The organism is Pontibacter sp. FD36, assembly GCF_015686655.1.
Classification (GTDB): Bacteria; Bacteroidota; Bacteroidia; order Cytophagales; family Hymenobacteraceae; genus Pontibacter.
In genome coordinates this window covers 132,996-153,875 of sequence record NZ_JADPMP010000006.1, presented here as the reverse complement: position 1 = coordinate 153,875, position 20,880 = coordinate 132,996, and the positions used below count along the sequence as shown (strand labels likewise).

The 20,880-nt window shown below is 49.3% G+C and carries 17 protein-coding genes, 1 other RNA gene and 1 pseudogene; 2 read left to right on the top strand and 17 right to left on the bottom strand.

The window, feature by feature from the left end; genetic code table 11:
- Positions 1–144: 144 nt before the first annotated feature.
- From I0P70_RS09975 to I0P70_RS09895, 17 genes and pseudogenes are all read right to left on the bottom strand, one after another.
- Positions 145–630 carry an urease accessory protein UreE gene (locus I0P70_RS09975; protein WP_196117268.1) on the bottom strand — a complete coding sequence of 162 codons (486 nt, stop codon included), beginning with the start codon at positions 628–630 and terminating at the stop codon, positions 145–147.
- A gap of 6 nt (positions 631–636) precedes the next feature.
- Complete coding sequence (gene hypB / locus I0P70_RS09970) at positions 637–1,356, bottom strand: hydrogenase nickel incorporation protein HypB (RefSeq protein ID WP_196117266.1); 720 nt, start codon at positions 1,354–1,356, stop codon at positions 637–639.
- Positions 1,357–1,381: 25 nt separating this feature from the next.
- Positions 1,382–1,726, bottom strand: coding sequence for a hydrogenase maturation nickel metallochaperone HypA (locus I0P70_RS09965; RefSeq protein WP_196117264.1), 345 nt, complete (start codon positions 1,724–1,726; stop codon positions 1,382–1,384).
- A 9-nt stretch (positions 1,727–1,735) separates the two neighbouring features.
- Positions 1,736–2,725, bottom strand: a complete 990-nt coding sequence (locus I0P70_RS09960) for an urease accessory protein UreD (RefSeq protein ID WP_196117262.1) — start codon at positions 2,723–2,725, stop codon at positions 1,736–1,738.
- Entirely contained in the window at positions 2,718–3,344 is a 627-nt protein-coding gene (gene ureG / locus I0P70_RS09955; RefSeq protein ID WP_196117261.1) for an urease accessory protein UreG, read from the bottom strand. The genes I0P70_RS09960 and ureG overlap by 8 nt, the downstream gene beginning before the upstream one ends.
- Before the next feature lie 28 nt (positions 3,345–3,372).
- Positions 3,373–4,059: an urease accessory protein UreF gene (locus tag I0P70_RS09950; RefSeq protein WP_196117259.1), complete on the bottom strand. Its 687-nt coding sequence runs from the start codon at positions 4,057–4,059 to the stop codon at positions 3,373–3,375.
- A gap of 10 nt (positions 4,060–4,069) precedes the next feature.
- Positions 4,070–4,549 carry an urease accessory protein UreE gene (locus I0P70_RS09945; protein WP_230392107.1) on the bottom strand — a complete coding sequence of 160 codons (480 nt, stop codon included), beginning with the start codon at positions 4,547–4,549 and terminating at the stop codon, positions 4,070–4,072.
- Between the two features lie 60 nt (positions 4,550–4,609).
- Positions 4,610–6,445 carry an urease subunit alpha gene (ureC, locus tag I0P70_RS09940; protein WP_196117257.1) on the bottom strand — a complete coding sequence of 612 codons (1,836 nt, stop codon included), beginning with the start codon at positions 6,443–6,445 and terminating at the stop codon, positions 4,610–4,612.
- Between the two features lie 122 nt (positions 6,446–6,567).
- Positions 6,568–6,870 (bottom strand): annotated as a pseudogene (ureB, locus tag I0P70_RS09935) (urease subunit beta); the annotation flags it as partial.
- A gap of 32 nt (positions 6,871–6,902) precedes the next feature.
- Positions 6,903–7,208 (bottom strand): urease subunit gamma, encoded by a 306-nt coding sequence (gene ureA / locus I0P70_RS09930; RefSeq protein WP_196117253.1) that lies wholly within the window; start codon positions 7,206–7,208, stop codon positions 6,903–6,905.
- Positions 7,209–7,902: 694 nt separating this feature from the next.
- A complete protein-coding gene (locus I0P70_RS09925; RefSeq protein WP_196117251.1) occupies positions 7,903–9,297 on the bottom strand; it encodes a HAMP domain-containing sensor histidine kinase in 1,395 nt (464 codons plus the stop codon).
- Position 9,298: 1 nt separating this feature from the next.
- Complete coding sequence (locus tag I0P70_RS09920) at positions 9,299–9,976, bottom strand: response regulator transcription factor (protein ID WP_196117249.1); 678 nt, start codon at positions 9,974–9,976, stop codon at positions 9,299–9,301.
- A 440-nt stretch (positions 9,977–10,416) separates the two neighbouring features.
- Positions 10,417–10,786: a transfer-messenger RNA gene (gene ssrA, locus I0P70_RS09915) on the bottom strand.
- A gap of 142 nt (positions 10,787–10,928) precedes the next feature.
- Positions 10,929–12,065 carry a transglutaminase family protein gene (locus I0P70_RS09910; RefSeq protein WP_196117247.1) on the bottom strand — a complete coding sequence of 379 codons (1,137 nt, stop codon included), beginning with the start codon at positions 12,063–12,065 and terminating at the stop codon, positions 10,929–10,931.
- 496 nt (positions 12,066–12,561) lie between these two features.
- A complete protein-coding gene (locus I0P70_RS09905; protein WP_196117244.1) occupies positions 12,562–13,974 on the bottom strand; it encodes a DUF4932 domain-containing protein in 1,413 nt (470 codons plus the stop codon).
- A 25-nt stretch (positions 13,975–13,999) separates the two neighbouring features.
- Entirely contained in the window at positions 14,000–15,385 is a 1,386-nt protein-coding gene (locus I0P70_RS09900) for a S41 family peptidase (RefSeq protein ID WP_196117242.1), read from the bottom strand.
- Positions 15,386–15,426: 41 nt separating this feature from the next.
- On the bottom strand, positions 15,427–17,784 hold the full coding sequence (locus I0P70_RS09895) for an ABC transporter permease (RefSeq protein ID WP_230392106.1): 2,358 nt from the start codon (positions 17,782–17,784) through the stop codon (positions 15,427–15,429).
- A gap of 288 nt (positions 17,785–18,072) precedes the next feature.
- Here I0P70_RS09895 and I0P70_RS09890 point away from each other — a divergent pair, with 288 nt between their 5' ends.
- Positions 18,073–19,449 carry a sigma-54 dependent transcriptional regulator gene (locus I0P70_RS09890; RefSeq protein WP_196117238.1) on the top strand — a complete coding sequence of 459 codons (1,377 nt, stop codon included), beginning with the start codon at positions 18,073–18,075 and terminating at the stop codon, positions 19,447–19,449.
- On the top strand, positions 19,439–20,797 hold the full coding sequence (locus tag I0P70_RS09885) for a PAS domain-containing sensor histidine kinase (protein ID WP_196117236.1): 1,359 nt from the start codon (positions 19,439–19,441) through the stop codon (positions 20,795–20,797). Before I0P70_RS09890 ends, I0P70_RS09885 begins: the two co-directional genes overlap by 11 nt.
- The last annotated feature ends 83 nt before the right edge of the window (positions 20,798–20,880 follow it).

The window sequence follows — 20,880 nt, the reverse complement described above, 5'->3', positions numbered from 1 at the left end:
TTATTCACCAGTCATTTATGCCTTGATTTTTATATACCAAAAGGCAGACTGTCCAGCTCCCTTCGGCTAAAACAGTCTGCTTTGTATTTTATGTCATACCTGTCAGAACTCTCTCAAAGTGCCAGGGTATAGCGCTGTTGCTTTTTACTGCTTTTGCTTGTTGCCATAGGCCTTGACCATCTGCGCGGGGTGAAGCACCCGCTCTTCTATCCCGATCACAAAGTCACCGCTGAGCAGCAACTGGTAAAGCGGGGCATCATAGGCCACATATACCTCGTTGTCGTCGGTGATGAAAATCGGCACATGCTTGTTACCGATCTCGAAACAGATTGTGCCTACTTCCTGCAGACTCCGCGGGTACAGCACGACACATTCACAGGGCTTTATCTTCAGCAGGATCGCCCGCTCTTCCGACAGGTATAGCAGGTCCCCGTCTTCCAATGTCTCTCTATTCGATTTTTCAACCAGCACCTCTACCCCGCCCTGCGTCTTCTTTTTCATGCGCGACTTGGAGGCCTCGTACCACTCAATCTCAAAAAAGTCGATGGTGCGGCCGCCCAGGTCCTGCTCTTTTTCAAGCGCCTGCGTCACGACTAGCGGCTCCGTCAGCATAGACAAATCGATCGCCATGCGGTATTAAGCTGTTGCCAGTTTGGCTTTTTTCTTTTCCTCTACTTTTGCCAGCAGCCAGTTGCACCAATCGTCCATACCATCGCCTTTCAAACTACTGATGCTCATTACCTCGATGGTTGGGTTTACTTCTCTGGCATCCTGCGTAGCAGCCTCTACCGAGAACGGCACGTAAGGCAACAGGTCCGCTTTGGACACCACCATTAGCTCGCTCGTCAGGAACATGCGTGGATATTTTTTCGGCTTGTCATCACCTTCGGTAGCGGCCAGCACCGTTACCCGAATGTCCTCGCCCAGGTCAAAGGCGGCAGGGCAAACCAGGTTGCCCACGTTCTCGATGAAGAGGAGGTCCACGCCAGTCAGGTCGATGTGGTCGAGCGCCTGCAGAATCATCTGAGCTTCGATGTGGCACATGCCGCCTGTCACGATTTGCAAGGCGTTGATGCCTACTTCCTTCATGCGTACCGCATCGCGGTCAGTCTCAGGGTCGCCCACCAGCACGGCCATGTTCAGTTTGTCGCTCAGGCGCTTGCCCGTTTCCTGCATCAAGGTGGTTTTGCCGCTGCCTGGCGAGGAACATACATTAATCACCAGCACATCAGGCAAACGATCACGGATGGCTTTCGCCACAAAATCATTCGCTTTCAACAGGTTGAGGGTGGTGTTGTCGCACTGCACAGAGCCTACCGGCATTCTGTTGCTTTTGGGCATGGATGATGTACTCATATCTTCTGTGTTTTATGTCTAGTGGTTAATTCTCTAAAAATTCAATGCGGCTGATCTGCAGCTCTTCCCCCTGTACAATGTTTTTGGAGGGAATACCGCACTCGCACACAAACTTGTGCCGCTTCACTTCAAAGTCTTTGTCGCAAGCGTCGCAGTGAGCGATAATGGGCAGCAACAGCACCTCCAGCTCGACCTCAGCCAGCTTCGGTTCTTCCATGATCAGTGCCTCAAAGGCGTTCTGGATCAGGATAGGCTGTATGTTGCTCAAAAGCCCCGCTTCAATCTGCACCTTGGTTATTCGCTCAAACTTGTCAGGATAAGTTTCCTGCAGCGTTTCAAAGACGTTCCGTACGATCGAAATTTCGTGCATGGCTTCTCCTTATTTTTCTATCACCGCCTCGGCCAGCACTTCTTCTAACTCAATTTCAGCTGCTGCCTCAGGTATAGCCTTTGCTTTTTTGGCCCTCCCTTTTGCGGTCACTTCTTTCTTCGTTCGTTTGGTCTGTTTTTTGGCAGCAGGCTCCGCTTTTTCAGCTTTCGGTTCAGCGGCTTGTTCCGTTTCCAATTCGGCTTGCTCTTCTTCCTGCTTGTGCACCGTAAACTCCCAGCACAACTGCCCCATGGCGCTTAGCCAGTCATATAGCATCACGCCTTCGTCACCCATTGCCCTGATCATAATGGCATTGGGCCCGCACTGTGTAAAACCGAAAGAGAACTCATCGTACTGGCTCGTCAAGATCTCATCGAGTTCAGTCTTCAATTCAGCGGCATAAGGCGACACATAGATCAGCGTTGCCTGATGGGTATAGCGCTCATAAAACAGAATAGAGTCGAAAGGTTGGCGACCTGGCTCAAGCAACTGGTTATCAAATAGCACAAGCTTTTTGCCTCTGTATACCTTCGTGATGCTGTGCAGGCGCGTAAATTGGAACGACTCTCCCGAGTGCACTCGCCCCGACGCAATAATGTCGCCCCAGATCAGATTGGCGTTTTCATCCAGGTGGATCTCGTTTACCGTTCTGAAGATGGAATTGGCAAAAGGCGTGATCGGGTGTGGGATGAATTTGTAAATGCCGCCTTTCTTTACCTGCACGTTCGTGCGCTGCAAAGCCCCTGTTTCCATAGGGTGCAACTTGCTGAACGACTGCGTAAAGAGTTTCAATTGGGCATGCTCATGCACGTTTACCTCAATGTCAATCTCATCGCCATCCATGATACCTGGAGAAGAGCTCATCATGATCAGCTCCAGATGCTCATGCAGATGTCGGGAGCCGTAGTGGATCACTTTGTAAGGCGCGTTGTGGCAACTCTCTTTCAGTAACGTTAGCGCCCCTTCCCTCTCCGCGTTAATCTTGATGGTACTAAGCATGCGCCTCCGTTTTTTCTAGTAAAGCATACGTCTTGATCCAGTTAATCACCTCATCGAGGCCTTCCAGCTTCATCAGGTTTGTGAAGATGAAAGGTCGTTCGCCGCGCATTCTCTTCGAGTCGCGGTCCATCATATCCAGGTCGGCGTGCACGTAGGGGGCAAGGTCCGTTTTGTTGATGATCAGCAAATCGGACTTGGTAATGCCAGGGCCTCCCTTGCGCGGCATCTTGTCGCCTTCGGCCACATCGATCACAAAGATGTTTACATCGGCCAGATCGGGGCTGAAGGTGGCAGATAGATTATCACCGCCGCTCTCTATAAACACGATTTCTGTGTCGGGGTGTCGTTCCACCAGTTCTTCCACAGCCTCAATGTTCATAGAAGCGTCTTCACGTATGGCGGTATGCGGACAGCCGCCCGTTTCCACCCCGATAATTCGGTCGGCGGGGAGTTTCGAGTTCTTTATCATAAAATCAGCATCTTCGCGGGTGTACACATCGTTGGTCACGACACAGATGCTGTACTCTTCACTCATCTTGCGGGTCAGCCTTTCGATCAAAGCCGTCTTTCCTGATCCTACAGGACCAGCTACCCCTATTCTCACATGTTTTTTTGACATAAAGTATCTGGTTAGGTGATGATTTGCTTTATGATATGTATAGTCTTGAGTATTGTTTCTCGTGCTGCATGCACCGTATTTCCTGCCCAATACAGCATAGCCCGACCATCTCCTCCTCCATGTTTTCCTGCTCGTCCACCAGTTCTTTAATAGTAGCCTGCAAGTCGAAAAGGATCTTCTGCGCATCGCCCTGCCCAATGGGCACCAGTTTGGCGCAGTTGGTTACAATGCCGTTGAGCGAGTTATAGTAAAAAGCCAGCAAGGCGTCTTTTAAGGTGATGCCGCTTGCATGCGCATACATGGCAAAGGCCACGGCATAGTGCCCGTGCAGCTGGCCCTCCTGAATTTTGGCCAGGTAGTTACTGCATCTTTTAACGGGGTGCAGCGCCTGCGTCAGCTTCAGAAAACGGATCGCCAGTTTTTTGCTGGCATCCCGTATCTCGGCAGGTGCCTTCAGGGCTGTGATCATCTCGTCCAGCTTCTGAAACTCCCGCACCGATTTCTTCGCCTCCAGCAATGCCCAGGCTTTTTGCAAAAAGGCGGCGTCGTTGTAGTAGATGCTGTGACGCAGCATGTTGTTGGCATATACCCTGGCCGATGGCGTGTCTTTCACAATGCCTTTACTCACATAAGATTCCAAACCGTAGGAATGCGTGAAGCTTCCGATCGGAAACATGGAGTCGTTGATCTGCAGGAGGGTTAAGAGTGGCTGCATAGCTGTCCCTTTATTTAATGGTTATTTTTCTGGTAAAATTATTCCCATGCCGCCGCACGCGTAGCGCATGTGTTTTCAGGAGCTTGCGTACTTCCCGCCGTGGCTCGTAGCCAGAGCGTTCCAAAAGTCTGTACAGCGGGTTCTCAAACTCCACCAGCACCTCGGCCGCTTCGTTGATAAAAATGGGAATGTGCTTGTTCCCAATCTCGAAGCAAATGGTGCCCATGTCCTTAAAGCTGTCGGGCTTGAACACGATGCACTCGCAGGGAAGTATGTTGATGGCGATGGCCCGCTCCCCGTCCATATGCAGGATGTCACCGTCCTCCAGTGGCGTCGAGTCTTTGCGTATACCTATCTCCTGCCCCGCCCTTGTTCGCTTTCGCAAAGTGGTTTTGCCAGTATCAAACCAATCCAGGTCCAGAAAATCAATCGAAAGGTTACCTGTATTGGTGTCTGATAAATTGCCGATTACCTTCTCTACTAACAGCATAGGGTGTTTAGGTGCTGCCGGCAAGGTATAGCCCGCCCGGCAGCACGTTTAATTAAAAATCTAGAACAGGAAGTAGCGCTGTGCCATTGGCACGACTTTCAGTGGCTCACAAGTGAGCACCTCGCCATTTGCCGTTACCACGTATGTTTCCGGATTAACCTCGATCTTCGGCATGGCATTGTTGTGCACCATGTCTTTCTTCGTGACTTTGCGGCAGCCTCTTACAGGTAGAAATCCTTTGCCCAGCCCCAATTTGTTTATGTTGCCATTGTCAAGTGAAATCTGCGACACGAAGTTGAATCCGCTCGTCTGGATGGACTTACCGTAGTAACCCCACATTGGCCGGTAGATAACAGGTTGTGGCAATGAAATAGAGCCATTCGGGTCACCCATACGAGCTCCCACTGCGATACCGTTTTTGAAGATAATCTCAGGTTTTACACCGAACATACCTGGGTCCCATAACACCAGGTCGGCGTATTTACCTACCTCTATCGAGCCTACATAGTCAGCCACGCCGTGTGCCTTAGCCGGGTTGATCGTGTATTTGGAGATGTAGCGCTTCACACGCAGGTTATCCGCCCCAGAGGCCTTATCTTCCTGTAATGGACCACGCTGCACTTTCATTTTATGGGCTGTCTGCCAGGTACGCAGTATTGTTTCACCGATACGTCCCATGGCCTGGCTGTCAGACGACATCATACTGAACACGCCCATGTCCTGCAGGATATCCTCTGCGGCAATGGTTTGCGGACGGATGCGGGAGTCGGCAAATGATACGTCTTCCGGAATGCTCTTATCCAGGTGGTGTACCGACATCAGCATGTCCAGGTGCTCATCCACGGTATTGATGGTATAAGGCTTGGTTGGGTTGGTAGAAGATGGAAGCACGTTAGGGTACATGGCGATCTTGATGATGTCCGGTGCGTGTCCGCCGCCTGCTCCCTCTGTGTGGTAAGTATGGATCACTCTCCCGTTGATGGCCCTCACAGAGTCTTCCAGAAAGCCTGCTTCGTTCAACGTATCGGAGTGGATAGCTACCTGCACGTCATATTTGTCTGCCACTTGCAAAGCAATGTCGATGGTGGATGGCGTCGTGCCCCAGTCTTCGTGCAGTTTCAGACCCAGGGCACCGGCTTCTACGGGCTGTGCTGCTGTTTTGAAGGTAGAGGTATTGCCCTTGCCCAGGAAACCAAAGTTCATAGGGGTTGATTCTGAAGCTTCGAACATGCGTTCCATCCAGAACTTGCCTGGCGTCACGGTGGTAGCGAGTGTACCGTCAGAAGGACCTGTACCACCACCAATCATGGTCGTAACGCCACTGTAAAGTGCCACCTCTACCTGCTGCGGCGCAATAAAGTGGATGTGGGCATCTATGGCGCCTGCCGTTACGATCTTACCGGCACAAGACTGTACTTCAGTGGCTGCGCCAATGATCATGCCTTTCGTCACACCTTGTTGCGTATCCGGGTTGCCTGCTTTTCCTATACCTACTATTTTCCCATTCTTTATCCCGATATCGGCTTTTACAATACCCCAATGGTCGATGATAATAGCATTCAGGAGCACCAGGTCAAGTACCTCGTCCTGCCCTGCCGAAGTAGACTGCCCCATGCCGTCACGCACGGTTTTACCACCTCCGAACTTGTTTTCGTCGCCGTATACGTTAAAGTCTTTTTCAATCTGTATGAAAAGCTCAGTATCCGCCAGACGTACCTTATCACCGGTAGTAGGTCCGAAGAGAGCGGCATAGCGGTCCCGCGGAATGTATAGTTCGCCGTCCACATATTTTACTGAAGAAGAATCGCTTCCCAGTGCGTTGAAGCCAAGCATTGAGAGCCCGGCAGTAGAAAGACCTACTACCTTTATCCATTCGCGTCTATTCCAATTTGACATGGTTTCCTGATTAATTGATGTTATTTTCTATTTCTTTTGCTTGGAGCCGCAGCGCCTCCTGCCCCTTTAAATCCTTGCTTTTGCGCTTTCTGGATAGCGGCATCCCGCACGTTCTTCTTCGTCACATCTCCTTCTGTCAGGTTGTTGAAACCACTTATGATTTTGTTGCCGCCAAACTCCACCAGGAAAACCGCCTTTTTCTCGCCCGGCTCAAAGCGCACGGCGGTACTTGCCGGAATGTTGAGACGCATACCAAAAGCAGCAGCCCTGTCAAACTCGAGCGCTTTGTTAGCCTCAAAAAAATGGTAGTGCGAGCCTACCTGAATTGGTCGGTCTCCGGTGTTGGCCACGGTGACACGCACTGTCCTGCGCTTGTCATTCGCCTTTATCTCACCCTTCTGTAGTATATATTCACCCGGTTTCATAGTATAAATGTTTTAATTGTTCTTAGTCTGTTTTAGCGTATAGGGTGGTCGACCGTGACTAATTTTACACCATCCGGAAAGGTTGCTTCAATCTGCACATAGTGCAGCATGTCGGGCACACCTTCCATTACCTGATCTTTTTTCAGGAGCTTGGTGCCCTCTTCCATCAACTGCGCCACCGTCTTCTTCCCATCACGGGCCTCTTCCATCAAAATGCCGCAGATGTAGGCAACGGACTCCGGGTAGTTCAGCTTCACGCCTCGCTTGAGCCGCTTGGCTGCAAGTTCACCTGCGAGGTGAAGTAATAGTTTTTCGTGTTCAATCGGATTTAAGTGCATATAACTGTGTGTTAATAAGATTGACTATAGAAATATCTGAAACTGAACAATGAACCCATCCCGCCGCCCATCGATCCTTTCCGTGGCTATTAGCAGGGACTTAGTATGTGTTGGAAGTCTATTTGGGCATTGTGCTGCTGAGTTAAGGGTTATTCTCTGTTGCACGGGCACAGATTTTTTGGCTCCAGAGCATGAACCGGAGATAGTAATCTTCTCTTTCGTTGCTAATGAGTATGGGGCCTCCGTAACAGCCGGGTGCATTTCGTGTACAGAGAGGTGCAACCGCTAAAAGGCATGTTGAAACAAAAAAATCAAATACTCCTAAATGACCCTGCAACGATATCATTATAACCATATAGCTCTGCACTGAAATAAGTTTTACTTACCTTAGCATCAAAAGGTTGTAAGGCAACTAGCTCATACTCAATCGCCAAGTTAGGCATGACCTATTAAGCTGATTTAAGAAGGAGATTAGAATGAAATTAGAAAGAAGGAGTTTGCAGCCCTTTACATAGTATGGGCTGCCTGTTTTATTGATTACCAGATCGTGCAGGGCATTCCGATAGCCAGGCAGATAGACAGGAAATAAAACCAAAATAAAAGCCCTACGCTTGGTAGGGCTTCGGGTAGATGATCCGGGAATAAATGCGGAAAAATGATTTAACATACTTTCGGCAGGCCGCAGGCAGTCGGGCTATACCTGCATGGAAGCGTGTTGGGCGGCGTATGCGGCAGGCAGTACTACTTCCATGATAGTACCTTTCCCAACCTTCGAACTTACCCGAATCGTGCCTTTGTGCGTTTCAATGATTTTCATGGCCAGCGGCAGCCCGATGCCAAAACCTTCGTAATTAGCCGTGTTGGAACCCCTGAAGTAAGGATTGAAAATTTTACTCTGATCTGAAGCAGGTATACCGATGCCTGAGTCTGTTATCTGCAAGCTTATCTTTTGCCCTGTTGAGGTTAGTTTCAGGTATACGGCCTGGTTATCGGAGTACTTAAACCCGTTCAGAATGATGTTACAGATGGCCAGAACCAGCAACTGCTCATTACAATTTACACACAGCATCGCCTCGTTTTCCGGAAATTCGCTGTAGTCCATCTTAAGCTTATACCGCTCATCCATCTTGCTCACCACCTCCTGCACCGACTCCAGTATTTCATCCATCCTGCGCACACTCCGGCCTTGGTCCTGCCCATTTCCTTCGGCTTTTGCCAATTCCAGTAAGGTGTTGATGATGTGCTTGAGCTTTTCGGTTTCCTGCATAATCATCTGCAGCGAGTAGGCAGCCGGGTGCCCTTGCTCCAGGCGCGAAAGGGCTATCTCAGCCTCCCCGGCTATAACAGTGAGCGGCGTGCGGAGCGAATGTGAGATGTTGCTGACATAGGCTTGCTGTGCTTTAAAAGCTGTTTCTATCCGCTGCAGCATATCATTCAGCGTATCCTGCAGTTCACTGATTTCGTCCAGACTATGCTCTTTCTCAAGCCTGTCGTTCAGGTTGAAGGCATTGATACTGTTCACTTTCTTCATGATCTTGACCATGGGGCCAAACAGCCTTTTAGAGAAGAACACGGTGGTGAGCGTCATCACAAACACAGCCGCCAGAAAGGCGATGGCAAGCGTCGTTTTCAGGCGTTTGCGGTAAGCATCGCCCTCCACATCCCGAGCCGAAGACACCACCAGTATGTCCTCTTCTCCGGTTACATTTTCTCTAAACAGCCCGACATAATGCACTCCGTTTTCATAATGCCGGGCTCTTCCATTACGGATAGTCTCCCAGTAAAATGACTCATCGAGCGGCAGTGAGGCAGGAAAATGAATTTGTTCGCTTTCTTTGTTAATACGCAGGATGTATTCCTCTTCATCTGCCAAATGCTGCAACATACTGTTCTTGACGGCATAGTAATCTTCCGCCTTTTCTTGCTGCAGCACGGCGCTAGCCACAACAGTGGAGCTGTTCTCCAAACTCAGGAAGAAGTTATGCTGCCTGTAGCCAGACGACATGGAATACATCACCAGATTTATACCTAGTAATATCAAAGCCATCAGGCCGGTAAATAAAACGATCAGCGAATACTGTAATCTCATACTACTGCGTCCTCATCACATAGCCTACGCTTACCACCGTGTGGATCAGGCGCGGGCTAAAGTCTTTGTCTATCTTCTTGCGGAGGTAGTTGATATACACATCCACCACATTGGTGCCCATATCGAAGTCAGCACCCCATACATGCTCCAGAATGTCCAGCCGTGGCAGCACCTTGCGTTTGTTCTTGATCAGGTACTCCAGCAGTTTGAACTCCCGCACAGTAAGCGCAATGACCTTATTGTTGCGGGTCACCTCCATTGTGTCGAGGTTAACGCTTAAGTCCGCTATGGTCATCACATTCTGCTGCACCATACTTCTGCCCGATCTTCTCACGAGGCTCTGCATGCGTGCCCGAAGCTCAGCCAGGTTGAAAGGCTTGACCATGTAGTCATCAGCCAGATTGTTAAAGCCAGCCACTATATCCTGTGTAGAACCCAAGGCAGATAAAATGAGAATTGGCGTATCGGGGTCTGCATCCCGGATGCTTTTACAAACCTCCAGTCCGCTCATGCCGGGCACCATTACATCGAGTATGATCAGGTCGTATTGGTTCAGCCCGGCCATCTTTACAGCCGTAAAGCCATCCATCGCCACCGCAAATTCAATTCCCTCACCCTCAAGCCCTCTTTTAACAAGAGAGACTACTTTGGGCTCGTCTTCTAAGAACAATACTTTCATAAATCAAAAACCGGTTAATGCAATTTCCCATTACGCGGAACGCAGATCAGCTCTAATCAAAGCATCCTGTGCCTATACCAATCAGACGAGCCTTCTCTTGTATCGTTTAGGTCAAAATCATGGGAGATGGCCATATATTCGTATCATGAACAGCAGCACCAAAATAACAGGTTCCAACGAACATTTGGAGATCTGCTCCATAAAAGTCCATGTTAGGAGGCTCATGGGCTTCCAACACGTGCTCCTATACCTGCGCTTTAGTAACAAGCGATTCTATCCGGTGCAGTTCCGGTTTACATTGACTCTGAGCAACAACAGCGATAAAAAGGGCATAATGCCTATTGGTATTGAAAAACACCTAACAAGGCTGGAGATGCCCTGTACAGAGGAAACAAAAAAAGCCCCGCTGGTTTATCACCAGCGGGGCTTTCTGCTTAGGGTTGTGGAGATGCAGGGATTCGAACCCTGGTCCAGACAAGGAAATCGACGGGCCTTCTACATGCTTAGACTTATTCGAATTGTCGGGAGCTTGCAAGTATAAGTCAAACTTATGCGCACTCCTTAGATGCTTTATTTCGCCTGTGCACCACACCTTTACACAGACTAGTAAATCGGATCGAAGCCTCGTATGTGCAAGCAGATTCACGAAACCTGCACGAGACTATGGCTAGTGCTTAATACCTAGATTAAGCAGCCATGGCGTAGTTATATTCGCCAGTTATTGTTTGAACGGATTTTTAACAGGTGGTACGTTCATCACCCGACATGCTTACACGCAATCTGCACAAGCTGTCAATTCCAGTCATCCCCATAAGTTAAAGAACGTCGTATTCCTACGATGTATACTTCAAGAAGTATGCCACAAATGTAAGTAATTTGCGGCATACTTCTATCTGTTTTCTGTGTATAGAACACAATTAAATGGTTCTAGGTTTCATGAGTGCGCAGCCTTTTACTTTTCTGTCAGCATCTCTTGCTTTGCCATTTTGGGCGCTTCGTACAGGTCAATCAGGGAGTGCGTGTACTTAAGGTATTCCATCGGGTACTTCACCTGGAACACCTTCGGGATGTTAGCACCGGCTGGTACCAGCATTAGTGAAGACTTTCCGTCAATCTTCTCACGCTGCAGGGCTATACCTTCGCGGTTATCGAACTTCACGTCAAAGTAGTACAGGTAAGGGTATACCCAGCTCACGTATTTGCTTTTAGAGGTGCCTGACAGGCTTCTGATTTCCAGCGCTTCGTAGTTAGTGGCAATAGCCTGCTGAAACTCTACTGCGTTGAGTGGCACGTTGTTGAGCACCGGCATCACATCAAACTGCCCGTCGAGCATCACCCATTTTTTCAGGTCCGGCAAGAACACCTCCAGCACCACGTGACCGGCTCCATACTCAATGGTTTCAACCTCCTTCATTTTCAAACCCATGGTGCGGGCTGGCAGGCCAATCGCGTTTAGGGCTGCAGTTGTTACGATACCATATTCCACGCAGCGGAAGTTCTTGCCTTCTTTTACCTCAGCCAGAATGGTCAGGGCGTCCGGGCTGCTTGGCTCGTTCATGCCATCATGCTGCCACTGGCGGTGTACCCAGTTTACAATGCGCAGGGCCTTTTCAGAGTCGTTTTTAGCACCGGCTACAATCTCATCCAGCTGATACTGCTTGCGCAGCGTCTGCAGAAATTCGTTATTTTGATTCTGCTCGTACAAGAAGGTATAGCCCGACACTTCCTGCGCCTTGTTGAATTTCAGGGTTTCGTGGCCGTAGCCTTTAAACTCTGTCAGGGCGTAGTCTTTTTCGTTGAGCTGCACATAAAACTGGTACGATTTGCCCGGCTTCATCTGGAAAGAAATAGAGTCCAGATCGGTGCGGAACATCACATAGGTTTTCTTGTTGTGCACCGGCACCAGCAGCACATCAGGCGAAAGCTCCGGCATAATGCTCCAGGTGCCTCTTGTCCACTCCTTGCCAATCTTATAGTCGGCTTTGGCGGTGTTGGCTTTGATTACAGGCAGGCCTTTGTACTTCTGCTGCGCTAAGGCAGGTATGGCCAACACGAACAACAAAAACAGGATTGATGATAACTTTTTCATAGGTTTATTTTGCACTTAATAATGTGTTATAGATGATTTTTTATTTCGCTTTTAACTGATGTAGTTTCTTTTTCTCACCTGCTAGCCTAGTCTCAACTTCATGACTGCCAGCCTGTTGTAAGCGTATTAGAAAGATCAGTGCCAGAAAGTTAATCAACTGAAAATCAACACATTAAACAGAACCCATTTTTATACCTGTTCGCTTTCGATACACCTGCATCCGATACATCTGTGCGCTTATGAGACAGCCTGTTTCCTGCAAATTCATCGTATGATCGCTACTACCAACAGTCGCAATTCACATAAAAAAAGCCCTGCAAGCTGGTTGCTTGCAGGGCTGGTTACTGGCTCGATTCATCGTATACCTAGAAGCAGCATGCGATCGGAACTATTTCAGTTGCTTTAACGGAAACTACACATGCGGCTGTAATTGTCGTAGCAGCTGCCATAAAGCACACAATGGTGTTTTCCATTATGGATGAATCAGTTTACCTCGTTAAAGTTTTGCTTGCACGTCTTTGCTCCAGTCCAGCATGGTAGTGTATAGTTCGTCTATGCTTATCTGTGGATTTTCCTTGTAGAGCGAGATCAGTTTCTGGTTAAAGTCTCCGAATCGGATAAAGCCTCTTCTTTGCTCCATCTGGCGTTCCATTATAGGTATAAAAGTGGCGTTGTCTTCAGCTGAGAACTTGTCCAGGCAATAAAGCGAATAGATGCCCCAGGTCATGTACTCGTTGAACACGTTATAAGGCGAGCTGTAGGCGCTGGTACCATTCATTTCCGCTACCCATTTTCCTCTGTCTGCAAAGATCTCGTTTATCTGCTTCGTATACTTATCGGATGTTGGGTTTACGAAGTTGTGATCGATTTCTGTGAATACCACACGCGTGTTTCGCATCTCGTTTACCTTTTCGTTATACTTCGGATTTAGGTCTGCCCTCTTCACAAACATGACCGTCTGGTTAAAGCCATTATCTTCAAAACCCATAGTGGAGTGAGCGCCACCTACCAACGGCGAGAAAGTAACCCGGTAATTACCATACTTAAACCCGAACATTTTTTCCAGCCACTCCTGCTGCTGCACGATCGGGTTTTGGGTGCGGTACGTTTGCATAAGCTCGTTGTAGTATGGCTGGTGCTGCTTGTAAAACTCCCGGAAGTTCGATTTTTTGGCGAAGTCTTCTATAAGGGTAAGATTGGCGCTAATAGGATCGTCCTGGTTACTAAAGCCCATTTTCCGGATGATCCCTTCATTTTTGATGTTTCCTTTCTTATCGAATACATAGGCGCAGGCGTTCATTTTCATAGCATAGTAGTACCAGTAGCTCTCGTTGTCGAACACTTTGGTGATATGCCGGTTCACCTCATCCATGATCGGGTGGTTCTTGTAAGGTGCAAAATGCGCCATCACTTCCTTGTGGTAAGGTGTAGTCATATCCACCATGTTGGAGTCCTGCTGCCCTATGTTAGAGATTGCCACCAGGATGTTCGCCAATTCGTGCACTTCCGGCACTTCGACGCTAAATTTGCCCTGGTGCTCACGAATGTATTTCTTCGTGAAGTTCACATTCTTCGGCAGGCCCACAATCTCAGTCAGCGCTTTTTCCTTTCCTTTTTGCAGCACATAAAACTGTATGGTGTCGCCAACTTTTACATTAAAAGTGATCGAATCGACGTCTGTCACAAAGGTTACTTTAGTCTCTTTTTGCTTGCACTCTACGGGCAGTCGGTCTGGCTTCTGCTCCGGTGATATTTTCCAGTCAGTGTGCCTTTCGGTACCATTCAGCACATAGGTGATGGTCTCTACATTCGATTTTATACTTGGCAGCTCTTTTACTTTCTGGGCATAAGACACGGATGTCCCTGCAGCCAGCATCAGGGCCAGCGCGTACTTTGGTAAGCTTTTCATTAAGTTTTATTTTGGGATTTAGGGTTTACTTAGCGGCTAGTTTTTGACTTTTCAGGTGTTTCAGGGCACGCTCCAGCACCGGATCTTTCTTCTGGATGTAATCCTGCAGCGTCCTCTTTACTTCTATGTCAGGTTTTACGCCATAGCCTACAAACTCACGGCCGTCCGGGTATGTGTCTTTCTTCGTACAGATCCTGGCACCTCCTCCCCCAGGCAGCTCGAACATAAAAGGCTGGCCAGTGCTTCCAAAGGAGTTCTCACCAATTTTGGTCATGTGCTTCTGGTTATCAGCGTAGATTAGAAAATCTTCGGCGGCAGAAGCTGTATTGTGCCCGATGAGTATAGCGGTGGGCACAATTACCTTCTCGCTCTGTTTTACTTTATTCTGGGCCGGACTATAGTCAAACTCATGCATCAACCTGTCCTGGAAAGCGTTCAACGATTTAACAGCCCAGGCATTATTAACTGTATCTTTTGGAGCTGTAAATGCACCCCATGCCTTAAAGCTGGCCAGGTGCTGGCGCGTGGAGTTTTTCGAACCGAACAGCAGCGTATCGGGGCTCAGGTAATCGAGAATCTCACGGCCTATGGATGTAGAACCGCCACCGTTGGAGCGCAGGTCTATTATCAGGGCTTTCGCTTTGCGCAGCTCAGGCAGCTTCTCCAGGAACAGCTCATTTATCTTCGGATCATGGAAGCCATTCAGGGCCAGATAAGCAGTCTGGTCCCGGTACCACTTCAGGGTCAGCAGTTCCCGCTTTTCAACGGAAGGGAATACTTCCTTCTCGGCTGTTTTAGCATGCGTGAGTGTCAATGCCCTCACCTTACCTTTCGGGGTTCTGTAGGTGATGTCATACTTTTCCCCTTTCAGGCCTTTCAGCATATTACTAACAGCCCAATCCATCAGCACATAATCCGTAGACGAGGAAATATAAGGCAACACATGCTGCTTCAGATATTCCGCTGTCGGCTGTCCGTTTACCTCAATTATCTCACTGCCTACCGGCACCTCATCTTTTATGCTGAGGTTGGTCCTCGTGACGATGGCTTTGTTATCGATGTTGCTCAGGAAGATCCTGTACTTGCCAAACATGTCGTTGTATAGCAGGGTATCTACACTTTTCGGGAAATAGATGTTGGTGTGACCGTCGTTGAGCAGAGCACAGAACTTCTGCAGCTCACGGTAGTACTCGTAATCGTTATTGGTGTTTTGTACTTTGGTAATCGCTTCGCGGTAGGCATTGTCCCACTTGGTCCGATCCACCTTATCCAGGTATACGAAGTTATAGTTTGCTTCCTGCCAGAACTTCGACAGCCCGTATACTTTATCAGTAGCAGACAGCGTGTTAGGAACCTGAGCTTTCGCGACAAAACTTGTCAGCAACACCAACAATAGGAGGCACTTTTTCATAGGGTTATTTTATACTTTTGGCTTGATTTTACTTTAATGACCTACTCCGTCCGCAGCGAACCGATCGGGTCGGCCATAGCTGTTTTGATGGCATGGAAGCTGAGTGTAAGCATGGCGATGATGATGGTGGCAGCGAAGGCTAATGCAAAGATCCACCAGCTAAGCTCCGTGCGGTGGGCATAATCGCTGAGCCAGGAGTTCATCATGTACCAACTCAAAGGCAGCGCGATTACATTGGCGATAAGTACCAGCTTCAGGAAGTCTTTGCTGAGCATGAACACGATGCCTGATACCGAAGCCCCCAGCACCTTGCGCACACCGATCTCTTTTTTTCGCTGCTCAGCTGTAAACAGCGCCAGTCCAAACAGACCGAGGCAGGAAATGACGATGGCTATACCTGCAAAATAATTGGTCAGCTTTGCGATGATGACCTCACTCTTGTATATGCGTTCAAAAACATCATCCAGGAAGTGATACTCAAAAGGGAAAGCCGGATTATACTTTTGCAGCACTCCTTCGATGCCGGTAAGCGCACTTGATGTGTTTCCGGGCTCTACCCTGGCATACAGGTAGCTGACGTTATCCGGATCAAGCTTGATGATTAGAGGAGCAGCTCCAACCTGCATTCTCCTTGATTGGAAATTCTCGATTACGCCAATTATGCGTCCTTCCACACCCCACAACTTAAGCCACTGGCCCACTGGCTCACTCATCTGCATCAGCCGGACCGCCTCTTCGTTTATGACATAGTTGGCAGTGTCTGCTCCAAAGTCTTTTGAGAAGGTTCTTCCTTCCTTAAGTCTCATGCCCATGGCCTCAATTAAGCCGTAGTCCACGTGCAAAAAATCTATCAGCACATCTGCTCCGGGCTCCTTCCCCTTCCACTCCACATCGCCTGTGTTAGAGCCCATCCTCAGTGGGTTTTGGTCTGATGCCGCTACTGCCGAAACACCATTTATCTTCAGCATGTCTTGTTTTATAATTTCGAGGCGGTCTCTTATCTGTCCTTCTATAGGTATGAGCACCACGTTTTCGCGCTGTAAACCGATGTCTTTGGTGCGAATGAAATGCAGTTGCAGGTATACGACCAGCGTACACACGATCAGCAATGCCGACAGCATGAACTGAAACACCACCAGCCCTTTGCGGAAGAGGGTAACACGATCGTTGAGCTTCACCGTGCCTTTGAGTACCACCACCGGATCGAAGGAGGATAGGAAGAAGGCCGGATAGCTGCCCGACACAATGCCGGTGAACAAAGCAACTCCTATGAGCAGGAGGATAATTTCAGGGTCGGTCAGATCAAAAACTACAGCCTTTCCTGTGATTTCATTAAAAGCCGGTACCAGCATGCCTGTCAGGTTGGCGGCAATAAATAGCGCCAGAAAAGCGATCAGCACAGATTCGATCATAAACTGTCGCACCAGTGAGCCTTTGCTGGCGCCGATAGCTTTGCGAACACCAACCTCCTTAGCCCGCTTGGCAGACCGTGCCGTGGCCAGGTTCATAAAATTGATGCAGGCAATCAACAGCAGGAAAACAGCCACTACCGAGAAGAGCCTGACATACATGATCACCCCGCTCTCTGTTTTCCCTTTCCGGAAGTCGGAGTACAGGCGAATATCTTTTACAGGCTGTGCAAACAAGTCTGTATCACGGGTGCCTTTATCGCCCTGTTTCAGGAAGAGCTTAATCTTGTCGTTGAAAGCTTCGACATCAACCCCAGGCTGTAGCTGCACATAGGTCCGTATGGAGTAGTTGCCCCATTCATTAATCCAACTATGTTGCGCTTCGTAATCCACAAAGGGCATGATATAGTCAAACTGAAGGGAAGAGTTTTTCGGCACTGCGTGCATCACGCCCGATATAGTATAGCTTTCGACATTATTCAGCTTCACCATGTTGCCAACCACCTCGGTGGTTCCGAATAATTTTCGGGCCAGGCTATCGCTGATGACTACTGACTTGGGTTGCATGAGTACTTGTGCTGCGTCACCGTGCAGCAGCGGGAAAGAGAATACCTGAAAGAAGGTGGAGTCGGCATAGTAGCCTTTTCCCTTTATTGCCTTCTCTTCATAGCTGAACAGGTTTTCCTGATCCCAGGTCACGCGAACGGCATGCTGTACCTCCGGTAATTCCTGCTGCATGGCCGGCCCTAACCTGCCCGGCCCGGACTCGGTCGTCAGGTCATCGGAGCCAGGGTAATGCTGCCTGCCCATCACCCGGTATAGCTGATCCACATTGGTATGAAAACGGTCAAAACTTAACTCATCCTTCACCCACAGCAGGATCAGGATGCTACAGGTCATACCCAGGGCAAGTCCTGAGACATTGATCAGGGAGAAACCTTTGTGCCGCAGCAGGTTGCGGTAAGCCATTTTGAGATAGTTCTTCAGCATAGTTTTTCCTATTATCTCGTCAAGTTCTTTCTTCAGAATACCAAGCAGCATATATTTCCGTGGTGTATCCTTAAATAAGTAAGAAATAAAAATGCCATAATCACAAACTATTGATTTTAAGCTAAATACACAGAAACATCAGCAACAGGGTGTCCGCTTCCGATACACTTTCCAATGATACACCTGTGCGCTTTCGCAACACATCATGCAGGACACAAAAAATTGATTTTACCTAAGGTAAAATTGCGAAATACTAATTATCTTCGAATTGAAATTTAACTTTCGCATATGGCTGCAGTTAAAAACGGACGGGTATTGGTCGTCGACGATGAGGCAGATGTGCTCTTCGCCATGAAAATGCTTTTAAAGACCGAAGTGAAGGAAGTGGTGACCGAGAAGAACCCGGAGAACCTGGTGAAGCTGCTGGATAAAGAGCGTTTCAATGTCATCTTCCTGGACATGAACTTCAAAAGCGCCCTGCATACCGGCAACGAGGGCATCTACTGGCTGCGCCAGATATTGCAGCAAGACCCGAATGCGACTGTGATTCTGATCACGGCCTATGGCGATGTAGAACTGGCGGTGCGCTCCCTCAAAGAAGGCGCCTATGATTTTATTGTAAAGCCCTGGCATAACGATAAACTGCTCGAGACGCTGCACCACGCCCTGGAGGCCAAGCAGCTGAAACAGAAAGGTCAGCCTTCGAAGCGTAAAACAGATAGTGCTACCTCTATACTAGGCGAGTCGGACGCCATCCGGGAGGTGCTGTATAAGATTGACAAGATAGCGCCTACAGAAGCCAATGTATTGATACTGGGCGAAAACGGTACCGGCAAAGAGCTGGTAGCACAGGCCCTGCACCAGAAGTCCTTTCGGGCCGACAAGCCTTTCGTGAGTGTAGATGTGGGTGCCCTGACCGATTCACTGTTTGAGAGTGAACTGTTCGGGTATAAGAAAGGAGCCTTCACCGATGCTAAAGAAGACCGGATCGGCCGCTTTGAGGCTGCCAACGGCGGCACGCTGTTTCTGGATGAGATCGGTAACATTTCGCTGCCGATGCAGGCCAAATTGCTTACCGTGTTGCAGAACAGGCAGGTAACACCGTTGGGTTCTAACCAGCCAATACCTGTCGATATCCGACTGATCACAGCGACCAATGCACCCATTTACCAGTTGGCGGCCCAGAACCAGTTTCGCAAAGACTTGATCTACCGCATTAACACGGTCGAGATCCTACTGCCGCCACTACGTGAACGCGGCGCCGATGTGGAACTGCTGGCGCAGCACTTTGCCGCCTACTACGCGCCTAAAAATCACAAGGCTATACCTGTGTTTGATTCTGCCACGCTCAAGAAACTACGACAGCACGCCTGGCCGGGCAACATCCGTGAACTGCAACACGCTGTGGAGCGGGCCATCATCATGGCCGAGGGCAATGTGCTGCAACCGCAGGACTTCAGCTTCTCGGCCATGGAGTTTGATACACCACAAACCATACCTGCCGGTGCGCTGGTGTTTGATCAGCAGTTGCCGCTCAGCGAGATCGAGCGGGAAACGATCCGACGCGTGATTGAGAAGAACAAAGGCAATATCTCTAAATCAGCCAAGGAACTCGGCCTTACCCGTACTGCGCTTTACCGCCGCCTGAACAAGCATGAAATTTAAGCGCCTCGAATTTGGCCTGCTGATACGGTTCACCCTGCTGCTGGGCATGATGCTGCTGACCTCGCTATACCTGGTGCAGTTCACCTGGCTGCAGGTTGGTTCCGGCATTCTGGTCATGCTGGCGCAGGTATGGGAACTAGCCAATTATGTGACCCGAAGCAATTATGAAATGGCTAAGTTTCTGCAGGCAGTCAGGCAGCGGGACTTTACGCAGCAGTTCAACGAGAACCCTTCCAATCATTCGCTACGGCCGCTCCATCAGGCCTTCAACCAGATCAGCCATACCTTTAAGCAGCTGGAGATCGAGAAGGAGGCGCAGTTTCAGTACATGCAGACCATCCTGCAGCTCATCGACACCGGCATCATGGCTTATGATGAAGAGGGCCAGGTGGAGTGGGTGAACGATGCTTTCAAGAACATTCTGGGTATACCCCACCTCAAAAGCCTCGATAACCTGGAGCGTCGCTACCCGCAGCTACTGGAGGCGATACTGGAGCTGCAGCCCGGCGAAAACAAACTGCTAAAGCAAAAGCTGCCACAGGGCAGTACCCAGCTTCTCCTCTCCGCCACAGCTTTTACCATGCAAAGGCACCCCCTTACACTCGTCGCGATCAAAAACGTGAGTTCTGCCGTGGACGAAACTGAAACCGAAGCCTGGCAGAAACTGCTGCGCGTGATGACCCACGAGATCATGAACTCGGTAGCACCCATTGCCTCCCTGGCCGACTCGCTGGGCAAGCACCTGCAGGCGGAGCGCGAAGAGCAGGAAGCACAGGGACAGCTTCTGCCAAACCATGAGCTGCTGCAGGATACCGAAGAAGGCATCTCCATCATCAAGAAGCGAAGCGAAGGCCTGTTGCGCTTTGCCCACTTCTACCGCAACCTCAACAAATCGCATCAGATCCTGCTGACCACTGTTTATGTGAAGGAGTTGCTCAATAGCATTGATGCGCTTATGCGTCCGCGTCTGGAGGAACAAGGTATAGCCCTCAGCTGCCAAGTGTCCTCTCCTGACCTGACCCTGAACGGCGACGTGAATCTACTGGAGCAGGTGCTGATCAACCTGATCCTGAATGCGGCGCGTGCTGTAAAAGAGGTGCCGGAACCACAGGTATGGCTCACTGCCGGTGAGTTGGAAAATGGCAAGGTGTACATCAAGGTGCGGGATAATGGAACAGGTATACCCGAAGAGCTGATGGAAAGCATTTTCATCCCGTTCTTCACGTCTCACAAAGATGGCTCAGGTATAGGCCTCAGCCTGGCCAAGCACATCATGCTGCTGCACAAAGGTTCCATTCAGGTCGAGTCGCAGGAAGGCGCAGGTTCCGTCTTTACCCTTACTTTCTAGCACAGCACACTCATTATTAACCATTTACTTTCTCTTTCGTTCATAGGCAAACGAGTATATACAGCACTCCAAATACTCCTGCC

Bases quoted from the DNA above. Each gene is read 5' to 3' on its own strand.
- I0P70_RS09975 (WP_196117268.1), bottom strand. From the start codon at position 630: ATGGCGATCGATTTGTCTATGCTGACGGAGCCGCTAGTCGTGACGCAG.
- hypB (WP_196117266.1), bottom strand. From the start codon at position 1,356: ATGAGTACATCATCCATGCCCAAAAGCAACAGAATGCCGGTAGGCTCT.
- I0P70_RS09965 (WP_196117264.1), bottom strand. From the start codon at position 1,726: ATGCACGAAATTTCGATCGTACGGAACGTCTTTGAAACGCTGCAGGAA.
- I0P70_RS09960 (WP_196117262.1), bottom strand. From the start codon at position 2,725: ATGCTTAGTACCATCAAGATTAACGCGGAGAGGGAAGGGGCGCTAACG.
- ureG (WP_196117261.1), bottom strand. From the start codon at position 3,344: ATGTCAAAAAAACATGTGAGAATAGGGGTAGCTGGTCCTGTAGGATCA.
- I0P70_RS09950 (WP_196117259.1), bottom strand. From the start codon at position 4,059: ATGCAGCCACTCTTAACCCTCCTGCAGATCAACGACTCCATGTTTCCG.
- I0P70_RS09945 (WP_230392107.1), bottom strand. From the start codon at position 4,549: ATGCTGTTAGTAGAGAAGGTAATCGGCAATTTATCAGACACCAATACA.
- ureC (WP_196117257.1), bottom strand. From the start codon at position 6,445: ATGTCAAATTGGAATAGACGCGAATGGATAAAGGTAGTAGGTCTTTCT.
- ureA (WP_196117253.1), bottom strand. From the start codon at position 7,208: ATGCACTTAAATCCGATTGAACACGAAAAACTATTACTTCACCTCGCA.
- I0P70_RS09925 (WP_196117251.1), bottom strand. From the start codon at position 9,297: ATGAGATTACAGTATTCGCTGATCGTTTTATTTACCGGCCTGATGGCT.
- I0P70_RS09920 (WP_196117249.1), bottom strand. From the start codon at position 9,976: ATGAAAGTATTGTTCTTAGAAGACGAGCCCAAAGTAGTCTCTCTTGTT.
- I0P70_RS09910 (WP_196117247.1), bottom strand. From the start codon at position 12,065: ATGAAAAAGTTATCATCAATCCTGTTTTTGTTGTTCGTGTTGGCCATA.
- I0P70_RS09905 (WP_196117244.1), bottom strand. From the start codon at position 13,974: ATGAAAAGCTTACCAAAGTACGCGCTGGCCCTGATGCTGGCTGCAGGG.
- I0P70_RS09900 (WP_196117242.1), bottom strand. From the start codon at position 15,385: ATGAAAAAGTGCCTCCTATTGTTGGTGTTGCTGACAAGTTTTGTCGCG.
- I0P70_RS09895 (WP_230392106.1), bottom strand. From the start codon at position 17,784: ATGCTGAAGAACTATCTCAAAATGGCTTACCGCAACCTGCTGCGGCAC.
- I0P70_RS09890 (WP_196117238.1), top strand. From the start codon at position 18,073: ATGGCTGCAGTTAAAAACGGACGGGTATTGGTCGTCGACGATGAGGCA.
- I0P70_RS09885 (WP_196117236.1), top strand. From the start codon at position 19,439: ATGAAATTTAAGCGCCTCGAATTTGGCCTGCTGATACGGTTCACCCTG.